We start from the raw sequence: 12232 nt of genomic DNA on the forward strand, positions 1-12232 counted from the left end.
GTGGCCGAAACAGGCCTTAAATGCGCGTTAGCCGCAAAGGGACGCCCGGTCGATATCTCGGATGACCGTTGGGTTCTTCTCCCGCGATTGAGCCCAGGGTTCTGATATAATATTAGATATTGCTAATTTTTCGGCCGCCATATCTGTTTCTCATCAGCACGTAGGCGTTCGAATGACATCCATTGAACCGCAGGCGTACCGATGAAATTCAACCGCCGATCCTTTCTTGCCGGTGCTGGGGTTATCGGCGCAGGCGCCTTCACGTCCTATTATGCCGATTGGACCGCGGCGGATGCGGCAGCGGAACGGCAGCCCCTGCGGATGCCTCCACTTATTGACGCGCGGAAAGAAGGCAACGCGGTTGCGCTACACGTGCAAGCGGGCACGACTGAATTCTTTCCGGGACGAGCGAGCGCTAGTCTCGGGTACAGTGGGAGCTACCTTGGTCCTTCAATCCGTGTCTATCAGGGGGACGACGTTGAGATTGCCGTGACCAACACGCTGAACGAAGACACCACGGTTCATTGGCACGGCCTTCTCATTCCAGCCGAACTCGATGGCGGACCCCACCGGATCATCACCGCTGGTAACGTTTGGCGTCCGGCGCTGCCTATTCGCCAGCCAGCCGCCACGCTGTTCTATCATTCCCACGTTCACGGGCGGACTGGAGTGCAGGTGTATTCCGGGCTGGCAGGCTTGCTGCTTGTTACCGATGAGGCCGAGCGGGCTCTTGCTTTACCCTCTGAGTACGGTGTCGATGACCTTCCCGTGGTCATTCAAGACAGGCAGTTCGCGGACGGGCTAATGGTGGTCCCGCAAGGAATGATGACGATGATGCAGGGACGTCGTGGCAATACCATCTTGTCCAATGGCACCCCGAACGCCACGGCGCGTGTTCCAAATCGATTGGTGCGTCTGCGGCTCGTAAATGGGTCTAATGCCAGAATCTATGACCTTTCGTTCAGCGACAATCGAACGTTTCACTGGATCGCAAGCGAGGGCGGTCTTCTCGATCGCCCCATCAGCGTCAGCTCGCTCACACTTGCGCCGGGCGAGCGCGCCGAGGTGTTGGTGGACTTTTCGAATGGCCAAGCCGTGTCCCTCAAGACGGCTCCGGACACCAACATGCCGATGATGACGGGACCGCTGGCAAAAGCACGCAATTTCGCGAAGGAAATTCTTGGCGGTCAGGGCGAGACAGTTTTGCAGTTTGACCCCGTTGGAGGCCATGGCGCGCCTAGCAAGATTCCAGAGCGCCTTGTGGAACGGCCGCGTGCGGATCCGTCGAAAGCCAACACACGACGCCGATTTGTTCTGAATATGGGGATGGGTGGAATGGGCATGGGGGGTATGATGGGCGGAGGGACGGACTCGGGTGGCGGCATGGTCATCAACGGCCGTCCGTTCGATATGAACCGCATCGACGAAAAAGTCCGGCTGGGTGATACTGAAATCTGGGAAGTATCGGGAGAGATGATGTCCCACCCCTTCCATATTCACGGAGTGCAGTTCGAGGTCCTTAGTCGCAACGGCGGCAAGCCGATTCTTCGCGACGCCGGTACTCGTGACACTGTAGTCATTAGAGCGCCGGTGGAATTGCTCGTGCATTTCAATCAGCCTGCCGAAATAGCGCCATTCATGTATCACTGTCATATCCTGGAGCACGAGGACAACGGCATGATGGGACAGTTTCGCACAATCTGACATCGATCGAATAGCTGCAACCGCCGTTCCATTCGATCCCTCTTGGCAGGGAGTGCATAGAAGCCCTTACCCGCCAAGATGGAACTTGCATCGCCGCTCATCGTTCCGTCCGGCCAATGACGGCCATCAATTCGGCGACCTTCTTTCGCTGGTCTACTTTGTCGCCACTCGCGATGGCGTGTTCGACCCAGTGGGAGACATGGTCTTTCAGGACTTCTTCCTCGACCCGCCGCAGCGCGGCACGGACCGCTGAAATCTGCGTGACGATGTCGATGCAGTAACGCTCCTCCTCCACCATCCTGGAAAGGCCGCGCACCTAGCCTTCGATCCGGCTGAGGTGTTTTTGACAGGGCTGGTCCGACAGGGCAAGCTGCTCGATTACGTTTATGTTCCTACCTCTATTCGGCTCTCGCCTGGATGCCTGCCAGCCCTCTACGGCAGCAGCAGTATGCAGGCGACGATAAACGCCGCGAGAATTGCCGAGATAGAAGCGGCTAAAGGCCATGCCGCCGTCAGCAAGCGGCTTATCGAGCAGGTCGCCCACGGTGGCTCCCAGTGGCCGCGTAAGGATGAACGCACTCCAGAACAGCAGGGTGCGTGATACATTTGTATAGAAATAAGCTCCAGCAATCACGACAAGACCGGCACCGAATACGAGCGCACCCCTTTCATAACCGAGCCCGGTCGTGTCAGCCATCCAATCACCGAGCGCCGTACCCAGGTTTGAGAAAACAGAATAGCGCCCCAGTAGAACATCTCGATCTTCGGCGAAATTCACGGTGTCGACGGATACCGAGCCGGCCGACCAATACCAAACGCCTAGGGCTGCCATGAGGAACAGGAAAAGGATCGATGCGCCGCCGGCATAACCGATGCCGAGCGATCGGTCCGCAAAATCGGCCATGGTGGACCCCGCGGTCGTGGTTGCAACGATTACGGCCAATAAAGGAACGGGTGGAATTTCTTCGCGGATACCTGTGCGGCGATGGCTGCAACGAAGATGCTGATAAAAATCGCGCTGCCGATTGCGTAGCCAAGATGCATCGACATTAAGACGGCATCACCGGCAGTTTCGCCGAGCGTCGTGGCGGCGACCTTGATGATCCAAAAACCCAAAGTGACTACCGGAACTTTGCTTGCATGAAGATCGATAACACTGACTGTTTTGCGAGGAGCTTCCATTATTTGATCAACCTTGTCGTTAATCCGGGAACCGTAGGCCAAATTTTGTCGCACCTATTCCGCTGCGCAACGTGACTAACCGAAGCGCGAACGTCTGGATGCAAGTGCCTGAGAACAGTTAGCCCGACAGAGTTAGGAGCGAATTAGCCCGCCGCCTTGACAGGAGCCCGAAGTGATCATGACCCGGGAAGCATTCGCTGCATGATCCGGTCGCGCAAGACGAAGACATGTATGAGGGCTGCAATAACGTGAATGCCGATGGCGATGAGCAGTCCCCATTCGGCTGTTTGATGCCAGCCACCGATCAGGCGGCCAGCGACGGATTCGGGAGCGGTCAGCATCGGCAGCGGCACAGCGAAAAAGAATGATATCTGCCAGCCCCTAAACGATGCAAAGAACCAGCCTGTCACGGTGGTTGTAAAGACCAATCCATAGAGAAGCCAATGAACGTTCTCTGACATGAGACGCTGCCAGCGCGGCAGCGTATCCGCCGGTGCGACAGGGTGGAACAGACGCCATACAAAGCGCAAGACGATCAGCATCAGGATGATAAGCCCGATCGAGATGTGCAAAGTCATGGCTTTTCCGGGCGTCGCGCCCCGCCGAATGTCGGGCATCAGCCAACCGATCGGGAACTGGACCAGGAGGAGCGCCACGATCATCCAATGGAAGACCTTGGCGGTATTTCCGTAGCTGAGTTGTTTTGTCATTCGGCAATCTAAGTCTCAATGAGAAGGAATGGATCGCAGTCTCAGTCTGCCTTCTTCTCGGCCTTCTCCGCCGCTTCGACGATATCCCCGTCGGTGAACAGAATGCCCTTGAGAATCTCTCGCCACTCCTTCTTGCGTCGAAGTAGAAATTCCAGGTCCATGCCGAAATGCTTGAACTCCTCCTTTTGAGCATTTTCCATGATCGCACGGGCTTCCTTGTCCTTCTCAAGTGAAATTCGCTGCTCATACCAGCCGATTGCCTCGGCTTCTTCGACCAGCCCGGTGATCATCCGCGCAAAGGTGCGTATCTCCGAGGAGAGTTCGGCAGCGGGCTCATGATATTGTTCGGTGGCCATACTCTGTTCCTATGATTGTTCGTTGGAGTCGATTTTTGGCCGCATCAGGGGTTGCATTGGTTTATGCAGATCCGCGAAGACGGCGTGCCGTAACGCTGAAAAGAGGGATTGATCGCAGCGGCGTACCCCCTATACACGATTTAGAATCATTCTAAATAGAAAAAATGGGTGCGTCGTGAAGAAATTTTCCGATCTGTCTGAGCGCGAAGTTTTGGCCGTCGCCATTTCCGGCGAAGAAGAGGACAGCCGCATTTATATGAGCTTCGCCGAAGATCTCAGCGAGCGCTATCCGGAGTCTGCCAAGCTGTTCGAGGTGATGGCAGAGGAGGAAAAAGGCCATCGTCATCTGCTGCTCGAAATGTACGAAAAGAGCTTTGGGCCGAATCTGCCCCCTATTCGGCGCACCGACGTGAAAGGCTTCCTGAGACGCCGTCCGGTTTGGTTGACGAAGAACTTGTCGCTCGACGTCGTCCGCAAGGAGGCGGAGATCATGGAGTTCGAAGCGCAGCGCTTCTATTCCAAGGCAGCGGAGCAGGCTACCAACGTGGGAGTCCGAAAGCTCTTGGGGGACCTGGCGGAAATCGAGAAAAGCCACGTAAGCCTGGCGGCAAAGCTTACCGACAAGATTCTCACGCCGAATGTCCGCGAGGAGGAGGACAGGACACGCAAACGCATGTTCGTCCTTCAATATGTGCAGCCCGGCCTCGCCGGTCTGATGGATGGTTCGGTCTCGACTTTGGCGCCGCTTTTCGCTGCAGCCTTCGCCACCCATCACAACTGGCAGACGTTCCTGGTAGGTTTGGCGGCATCAATCGGAGCCGGTATCAGCATGGGCTTTGCGGAAGCGCTGTCGGACGACGGCTCATTGACCGGGCGCGGCTCGCCATGGTTGCGCGGGGGGATCTGCGGGCTAATGACGACGCTGGGAGGACTGGGTCACACGATCCCCTATCTCGTTCCCGACTCCTGGCAGAACGCGTTTTGGATCGCAACCGCCATCGCCGGTGTCGTCGTATTCTTCGAGCTTTGGGCGATCGCATACATCCGGGCCCGATACATGGACACGCCGTTCCTCCAAGCCGTTTTCCAGATTGTGCTCGGAGGCGCGATTGTGCTTGCGGTCGGCATTCTTATCGGAGCCGCCTAGTGTCGGCGTGAAGTGAGCATACCCGCCACCCTCGTCAGCACGGGTGAAGACGCTCGGGCGATAGCCGCCGCGGCATTTAAGCGGCGATCAAGGACGGAAATCGTCCAAAGCCTGGTGGCGGGTGCCGTGTGACACAGGGTTTGTTCGCGAGATTGGTCGCGGACGCATCTCCAGCTTGATTGACAGCAATCAGATGCCTCTAATCGCTATCGACGGTTTGTCGTTTGACGGAAGCAGCATATGCGAATTCTGCTAATTGAGGACGACCCGATGATCGGCAAAAGCCTGGTCCGTGCGTTGCGCGATCAAGGCATGTCCGTTGATTGGACAACGAGCGACATTGAGGGCGAAGAAGCATTGGCCGTCGGAGGCCACGCGCTGGTGCTGCTGGATCTGGGGCTGCCTGGCAAATCAGGACTGGATGTTCTCAGGACCGCGCGAGCGGCCGGAAACAAAATTCCTGTCGTCGTGCTGACGGCTCGCGACGACCTGGACAACAGGATCGCTGGTCTGGACCTGGGAGCCGACGACTATATCACCAAACCATTTGAAGTACGCGAACTCGTCGCACGAATGCGCGCCGTCATGCGAAGGCAAAGCGGTTCCGCCAGATCGGTGCTCGAAGCAGGTGGGATTACATTAGATATGGAGACTCATGAAGTGGCCTTCCGAGGCAACCACGTCCTGCTTCCCGCTCGCGAATTCGCGCTGATGCGAGCTCTGATGGACAGACCCGGCGCTATCCTGTCTCGCGAACAGATCGAGAAGCGGCTCTACGGCTGGGGCGAGGAAGCGGAAAGCAATGCGGTCGATGTCTTGATCCACTCGGTCCGCAAAAAATTTGACAAAGACATCATCCAGAATGTCCGGGGGATGATCATCAAGACCTCGCCATGAACTCCTTACGAAACACTGCGCTTGTGTGGATGACCTCGCTCCTGACAGTCGTGGGGATATTAGCAGTCGTGATTTCGTATCAACTGGCGCGAAACGAGGCCGCAGGCTTCCTCGACAGCCAGCTACGTCAGATCGCACTCAACGCCGGCCAGGGATTGGTCGCCGACGCGGCACCCCCGGCAGTCTACGATCCGGAGGACGACTTCGCTATTCAGATATGGGACGCTCCGGCAAAGAAGATCAGAAATTCTTCCGGCGGAATAGAGGTGCCTCTTCAGGCAAGTCCGGGCTTTGCGACAATTTCGGCAAGCGGCGAAGAGTGGCGAGTCTACATTGGGCGATGCCCGACGTACCGTGCAGGTCGCACAGCGCATGGTCGTTCGACAGGAGCTCGCCGAGAGCGCTGCGATCGCCCGCGGCCGCGCCGATCCTGACCGTTATTCCGTTGACCTGGCTCGTTATTGGCTAGTCGCTTGGCGGCGTAATGGGAAGTTGGCGCAGCTTGCGCAGGCGATCGCCGATCGCGGCGGCGATAGCAAGGAACCTCTCTCCGTCGAGGGAGTGCCGAGGGAGGTGAGGCCCCTGGTTGACGCGATGAATATTTTGATTGGGCGTTTGCAAATCGCGCTCGATCAACAGCGGCGCTTCGTTTCCGATGCCGCCCATGAATTGCGGACGCCCCTGACGGCACTACAGCTTCAGATCGAGAACTTGTGGAACGATGCCCCCGTTGGCAAAACCGGGCAGGCAGCTTTGGAATTGGGCAACGGGATCCGCCGCGCCTCGGTCCTGCTGGAACAACTTCTCCGGATGGCGAGGTTCGAAGCACCTGTCGGGCTGGAGCATTGGGCACGGATCAGCTTGTCGGGCCTCATAACCGAATGCGTGGCCGACCAGATGGCGATCGCGACCGGCAAGGAGATCGATCTAGGCATCGTTGCGCGGGATCCCGTTGAAATCTCGGGCGCGCCGAGCGACTGAAGATTCTTTTTGGAAACCTTCTGAACAACGCAGTCCGCTACACTCCGCGCGGCGGGATGATCGACGTCTCGGTGCGATTTGCGCATGGCAACGCCGTTGTGGAGTTTGTGGATTCCGACTACGGGGTGGCGGAGAGCGATTTGCCTCGCCTTTTCGATCGATCTTTTCGGGCGGCTCCGGCTGAAATCGATGGCAGCGGATTGGAGCTTGCGATCGTGCACGCGATCGCCAGGCGTCACGGATGGGTCGTGACGGTCGAAAACCGGACCGATCGATCGGGCATGATCGCGCGGGTCACCGGGCCAGGCTTCCTCATTCCCTCCTAAGTCTTCGCGACTACTTTGGGCCAGTAAGTCCATCCTTGCTGATGGATCGCTATTGGAATTCTCCGTGATGTTCGAAGCGTTGACCGATCGCCTTTTCGACGCAATCGCGGCAGCGTCAACGCTTGCAGGAGGGAGCCTCACCTTCGCAATGTTGTGGGCTCAATCTGCTGTGTATCTCGGTCCGTGCCCTGCTCGTCCTCCTCTGGATTTTGGGGCGCACGCCGAGCGGCGGGCTGCCGTCGATGCCGGCTTTTCGTCGCTTCTGGCGTTGACGACGGCGGTCATCGTCTCGTCCGTATGGATGCATCCTCGTCCCTTCACGGTTCTGCCAATCCGCAACTATCTCAATCACACTCCGGACAGTTCCTTTCCAAGCGATCACGGCACCCTGTTATTCGCACTGGGCTTCGCACTCTTGATATCCACATCCAGGCCAGGTCGTCAGTTTGGATCTCTGGCTGTGGTTCTGGGCGTCTCGGTGGGCTGGGCTCGAATCTTTCTCGGCGCTCACTATCCATTGGATATTGTTGGCGCTGCCGTGGTAGCCGCGATAGCCGTATTGGTCGTTGCATCGCCCGGGGGGCCGCACAATTGGCGCACGCCTGACCGTTTGGGGGGAGCATCTTTTTGGCTGGTCGATCGCTAAGAATCTACGGCAACGCTTTTAAAAATCGACGTCCCGTCTTCGATCTGAAACTGTTTGGCATGTCAAATGAACGATAAGCGGACTGCATCGCGACATCGCGTTTTCAAAGCGGGGAAAATAGCATTTGATGGTGGTGTGATCGATTGCACCGTTCGCAACCTTTCAAAAACCGGCGCGGCGTTGGAAGTCGAGAGCCCCGTCGGCATTCCTCACAAATTCACCGTGGTGATCGAATCGGATCGCATCCGGCGGGGTTGCCATGTCGTTTGGCGGAAGGAGCGGCGCATTGGCGTCATGTTCCACAACGACCCGGAAAACTGAAATATGGTTCGCGCGGAAGCCCTTGCCGTGTGGAACAAAGTTGAATTTCAAGCAATGTCTAAATGCCTTTTCGATGAGTCCCTCATTTTCTCCTAACAATTGATGGCTACAGATCCCTGACGGTGGCGACTTACGGCATCCAGGAAATCCACACGTCACAGCTTGCGAACAATCTATCCCGCGCGACCTTGATCGGACTTACTCTTCTGACCGCGACCGCTTCGTCCGCCATGGGCGGCAGCAGCTTCGCAAAGGAAGCTGCGATCACCCTCGATCAGGCCCGCGCCGCCGCGACGAAGGCGCAGCCGGGCACAATTCTCGATCAGGAGCTCGAGCACCGCAAGGGCGGCTCCGGCTTGCGTTACTCCTTCGACATCAAGGTCGGGGCGATCACCCACGAAGTTGGCATCGACGCCAAAACCGGAACCGTTCTGCAGAACTCGGCTGAAAAGCGATGATGTGACGCGGTCGACCATTCGGAGACAGGATCATGACCCGTGCAAGCCCCTCACGGCCCCATTCCCTCGCTATAGCCGGCATTCTCGCCGCGAGCCTGGGCCTGGGACCACATATTATGACAACTGCGATGGCGGAGGATACCGTGATCGCTCCGGAGAAGAATCCCCGGGCGACATTCCAGACAGTCAGGTGTTCATCGAATATCGCTCGCCGCTCGGGTTCACCATCAAGGTACCGGAGGGTTGGGCGCGTCGTGAGACAAAAAGCGGCGTCACGTTCAGCGACAAGTACAACACGGTGCGGACGACAATTGAAGAACACGTTGAACCGCTCACGATTGCCGTTGTGAAAAACGAATTGACGGCTCAACTCGAGATGTCCGGTAAGGCGGTACGAATCTCGGGGGTCACATTAACGAGTGTTCCTTCGGGGCCGGCCATCGTCATCTCATACGCTTCGAATTCGGATGCAAATCCGGTGACCAACAAGGCGATCCGCCTGGAGAACGAACGTTACTTCTTCTGGAAGGGCGGTAAGCTTACCACCTTGACTCTGTCGGCGCCATACGGCGCGGACGACGCCGATCAGTGGCTCCTGATGGCGAAGAGCTTTAGGTGGCTCTGATGATAACGACCACGACGACGCAAAGCTGCGAATATCGTTGCAACATCGTCTGCGTCGTTTGGCGACCGCAAGGCTTCGCGACGCTGGCCGTTCGCCGCGCGATGAGAGAGCTGCAAACTGAACAATCAATGGGGCGCATCCTATGATCGCGATGGAAAATCAGCGTGTTTCGACCATGCTCAACAAGGTTCCGGAAATCACTATCTCGTTCTGGATCATCAAGGCCCTGGCCGTGACCGTCGGCGAGACGGCCGCCGATTTCCTGAACACAAATCTGGGTTTTGGACTCACGGTCACCTCGTGGATTATGAGTGCGTTTCTTGCCGTCGCACTGATCGTACAGTTCGCGCGCAAAAAATATGTCCCGTCGATCTACTGGATCTCCGTCGTGCTCATCAGCGTCGTCGGCACCTTGATTACAGACAATCTCGTCGACAACCTCGGCATCAGTCTCAAGGCGACCACGCTCTTTTTCGGCATGGCGCTGCTCGTCACATTCGCCGTGTGGTATGCGGTTGAGCGAACACTGTCGATCCATACAATCTATACGACGCGCCGCGAAGCGTTCTACTGGCTCGCTATTTTGCTCACCTTCGCTCTCGGCACGGCGGGCGGGGATCTCACAGCAGAAGGGCTGGGGCTGGGTTACGCACAGGCGGGACTCATATTCGGCGCGCTAATCGCGGTCGTCGCATTCGCCTACTATTTCCTGAAGATGGATGCGGTTCTGTCATTCTGGCTCGCCTATATTCTGACCCGCCCGTTGGGAGCTTCGTTCGGCGATCTGCTTTCGCAGCCGCTCGACAAGGGCGGACTGGGGCTCGGCACGACGCTCACCAGCGTGATCTTCTTCGTATGCATTTTCGGCCTCATTGTTTTTATGACTATCAGACATGGCAATCGCGGATCGTCCTATAAAGCATCCGGTAAAAGCTGAAGTTTGCATTCAGATCCGGCGACCTTCAAACGAGCACAAGTTCGTTTGGAGGTCGCCGGATTCGTGCAGGGCCTGGTGTTCGTGTCCTCCGGCGATAGCCATTGGCTTGAGTATGGGTCGGATTCCGCGATCCATCCGCGATCAGAGACAGACGGGAGTCTGCGAGCAGCCGAACCCCTTATTCGCCACTAAGTCCCGACGATTATGTTTTCGAACGGGCACCTCGCACGAGAAACCGACATGTCTCAAAAACAATGTGAATCCGGATCGCGCCAATGGTGCATCCAAAAGGTCAGAACGACCGCCGGAGGAGGGCTTTGATGGCGGCTATTCAGGCCTTCGACCTCTATCGCTTCTTTCACACGCGCGACTCCGAAACGTTGGCTTTGCGCGGCGTAAACTTGCGGATCGAGGCAGGAGAGATGATTGCCATGGTCGGGCCCTCCGGGAGCGGAAAGTCGACGTTGCTGTCCTGTCTCGCGGGGCTCGACGAGCCAGACGGCGGATACGTCGAGCTCTCCGGCGAGCGCCTCACAACACTCCGGCCCGAAGCCGTGCGGGCGAGCCGCCGAGCGGAGGGCATCGGCATTCTGATGCAGCCCGGAAACTTGTTTCCGACTTTGTCCATTGCCGACAACGTCAGGCTGCCGATGGCCATGATCGGCAAACCGAACGCGGCAAGGATTGGAGCGCTCTTGCATGACGTCGACCTCACAGACCGCCAGCATGCCCGTCCAGGCCATTTGTCAGGTGGCGAAGCGGCGCGAGCCGGATTGGCCGTCGCTCTGGCCACCTCCCCGCGCGTTCTTTTTGCCGATGAGCCCACAGGGCAAGTCGACGCCGCGGCAGAGGAGCGCGTGCTGGATCTTCTTGGCAGACAACGCGCGGCCGGGACTGCAATTTTGATTGCGACACATAGCCAGGCGCTCGCCGGACGGGCGGACCGGGTCATTCGCCTCGAAGACGGACGTATTGTCGATGTCTAAATCATTCATCCAAGCGATCGACGTCGCCAGGCAGTTTCGGCAGGCCAACAGAACTGTCGAAGCCCTGCTTCCTGCCTCATTCGTCGTCCGGTCTGGCGACCGGATTGCCCTCGTCGGTCCCTCCGGCAGCGGGAAGTCAACGCTGCTGCACCTGATGGCGGGACTCGACACAACGACTGGCGGAAAGCTGGCCTGGCCTGAACTCGGTACGCGCAGCGGGCTGCGCCCGAGACGGATCGGAATGGTGTTTCAAACGCCGGGCCTTATCGCGCACGACGCTTTGCCGCCCGATCCGGGCGCCGCCTTCATTCAGGCGCAGCAAACCGCCAATAATTTCGAGGCGCGCGTCGCCAACAATCTCGTCGCTCGATTGGATGGCGCGCGCAGTGACGCCCTCTACGCCAAGGTGCTGTTCCTGTTTCTTGGTCTTCCGGGGGTCACGCTCGCAATCCTTTTGACTCTGGCGGTGGCGATGTCGGGGACGGAGCTGCGGCAGCGCGAGCAGGCGCTTTTGCGAACCCGGGCGCATCGCTGGCGCAGATATTGCGGTTGGCAGGCGCCGAAGCGCTGACCATCGGAACCGTCGGAGTGGTCCTCGGCATCGCTCTCGCCGGTCTCGTGGCCTGGACCTCATGGCGGGTGACGGACGCGCGCCTTATCGCGCCCTACTTCGCTCTGGCGGCCGCAGTCGGTTTCGCGCTCGCCATCGCGGCGTTGTCAGCACGCTCACCACATAGGCCAGCGCAAACATAGAGGCGAACGTGACCGGCATCCACCGCCAGCCTGCCGTTTCACGCCAGATGGCGAGCGTCGACGCGCATTGCGGCGAAGATATACCGCGCCAGCAGTGAAAACGCGGTCGCTAGACATCACTTGAAGAGCTATGAATGCAACAGGTGTTGCATTGAACTGACTACTCAGATATGCAACAGGTGTTTCAGCGGAGAGATATCTCA

General features: G+C 58.0%; 16 protein-coding genes and 1 pseudogene. 13 read left to right on the forward strand and 4 right to left on the reverse strand.

Annotated elements, in window-relative coordinates; all coding sequences use genetic code 11:
• Window positions 1-201 precede the first annotated feature (201 nt).
• Complete coding sequence (locus CWS35_RS37910) at window positions 202-1704, forward strand: multicopper oxidase family protein (RefSeq protein WP_100554909.1); 1503 nt, start codon at window positions 202-204, stop codon at window positions 1702-1704.
• A 97-nt stretch (window positions 1705-1801) separates the two neighbouring features.
• On the opposite strand, the gene CWS35_RS37915 is transcribed toward CWS35_RS37910, so the two are convergent.
• From CWS35_RS37915 to CWS35_RS37930, 4 genes and pseudogenes are all read right to left on the reverse strand, one after another.
• Entirely contained in the window at window positions 1802-2020 is a 219-nt protein-coding gene (locus CWS35_RS37915; RefSeq protein WP_244626182.1) for a metal-sensitive transcriptional regulator, read from the reverse strand.
• Between the two features lie 116 nt (window positions 2021-2136).
• A pseudogene (locus tag CWS35_RS37920) lies at window positions 2137-2886 on the reverse strand (hypothetical protein).
• Between the two features lie 176 nt (window positions 2887-3062).
• Window positions 3063-3596, reverse strand: coding sequence for a cytochrome b (locus CWS35_RS37925; protein WP_100554911.1), 534 nt, complete (start codon window positions 3594-3596; stop codon window positions 3063-3065).
• Between the two features lie 41 nt (window positions 3597-3637).
• Window positions 3638-3952 (reverse strand): hypothetical protein, encoded by a 315-nt coding sequence (locus CWS35_RS37930; protein WP_100554912.1) that lies wholly within the window; start codon window positions 3950-3952, stop codon window positions 3638-3640.
• Between the two features lie 175 nt (window positions 3953-4127).
• On the opposite strand from CWS35_RS37930, the gene mbfA reads away from it, so the two are divergent.
• From mbfA to CWS35_RS40760, 12 genes are all read left to right on the forward strand, one after another.
• Window positions 4128-5099 carry an iron exporter MbfA gene (gene mbfA / locus CWS35_RS37935; RefSeq protein ID WP_100554913.1) on the forward strand — a complete coding sequence of 324 codons (972 nt, stop codon included), beginning with the start codon at window positions 4128-4130 and terminating at the stop codon, window positions 5097-5099.
• Between the two features lie 240 nt (window positions 5100-5339).
• Entirely contained in the window at window positions 5340-5996 is a 657-nt protein-coding gene (locus tag CWS35_RS37940) for a response regulator transcription factor (protein ID WP_100957176.1), read from the forward strand.
• A gap of 333 nt (window positions 5997-6329) precedes the next feature.
• Window positions 6330-6977, forward strand: a complete 648-nt coding sequence (locus CWS35_RS37945; RefSeq protein WP_157817363.1) for a histidine kinase dimerization/phospho-acceptor domain-containing protein — start codon at window positions 6330-6332, stop codon at window positions 6975-6977.
• A 20-nt stretch (window positions 6978-6997) separates the two neighbouring features.
• Entirely contained in the window at window positions 6998-7303 is a 306-nt protein-coding gene (locus tag CWS35_RS37950) for a sensor histidine kinase KdpD (RefSeq protein WP_244626199.1), read from the forward strand.
• Window positions 7304-7370: 67 nt separating this feature from the next.
• On the forward strand, window positions 7371-7949 hold the full coding sequence (locus tag CWS35_RS37955; protein WP_100957180.1) for a phosphatase PAP2 family protein: 579 nt from the start codon (window positions 7371-7373) through the stop codon (window positions 7947-7949).
• 66 nt (window positions 7950-8015) lie between these two features.
• A complete protein-coding gene (locus tag CWS35_RS37960; RefSeq protein ID WP_100554918.1) occupies window positions 8016-8270 on the forward strand; it encodes a PilZ domain-containing protein in 255 nt (84 codons plus the stop codon).
• 188 nt (window positions 8271-8458) lie between these two features.
• Window positions 8459-8728: a PepSY domain-containing protein gene (locus CWS35_RS37965; protein WP_244626197.1), complete on the forward strand. Its 270-nt coding sequence runs from the start codon at window positions 8459-8461 to the stop codon at window positions 8726-8728.
• A gap of 190 nt (window positions 8729-8918) precedes the next feature.
• Entirely contained in the window at window positions 8919-9353 is a 435-nt protein-coding gene (locus CWS35_RS37970) for a hypothetical protein (RefSeq protein ID WP_100957182.1), read from the forward strand.
• Between the two features lie 142 nt (window positions 9354-9495).
• Window positions 9496-10290 (forward strand): hypothetical protein, encoded by a 795-nt coding sequence (locus CWS35_RS37975; RefSeq protein WP_100554921.1) that lies wholly within the window; start codon window positions 9496-9498, stop codon window positions 10288-10290.
• A gap of 320 nt (window positions 10291-10610) precedes the next feature.
• Window positions 10611-11276, forward strand: coding sequence for an ABC transporter ATP-binding protein (locus CWS35_RS37980; protein WP_100554971.1), 666 nt, complete (start codon window positions 10611-10613; stop codon window positions 11274-11276).
• Window positions 11269-11847: an ATP-binding cassette domain-containing protein gene (locus CWS35_RS37985; protein WP_100554922.1), complete on the forward strand. Its 579-nt coding sequence runs from the start codon at window positions 11269-11271 to the stop codon at window positions 11845-11847. The genes CWS35_RS37980 and CWS35_RS37985 overlap by 8 nt, the downstream gene beginning before the upstream one ends.
• Window positions 11826-12029, forward strand: a complete 204-nt coding sequence (locus tag CWS35_RS40760) for a hypothetical protein (protein WP_371412392.1) — start codon at window positions 11826-11828, stop codon at window positions 12027-12029. The genes CWS35_RS37985 and CWS35_RS40760 overlap by 22 nt, the downstream gene beginning before the upstream one ends.
• The last annotated feature ends 203 nt before the right edge of the window (window positions 12030-12232 follow it).

This window comes from Bradyrhizobium sp. SK17 (genome assembly GCF_002831585.1).
Lineage (GTDB): Bacteria > Pseudomonadota > Alphaproteobacteria > Rhizobiales > Xanthobacteraceae > Bradyrhizobium.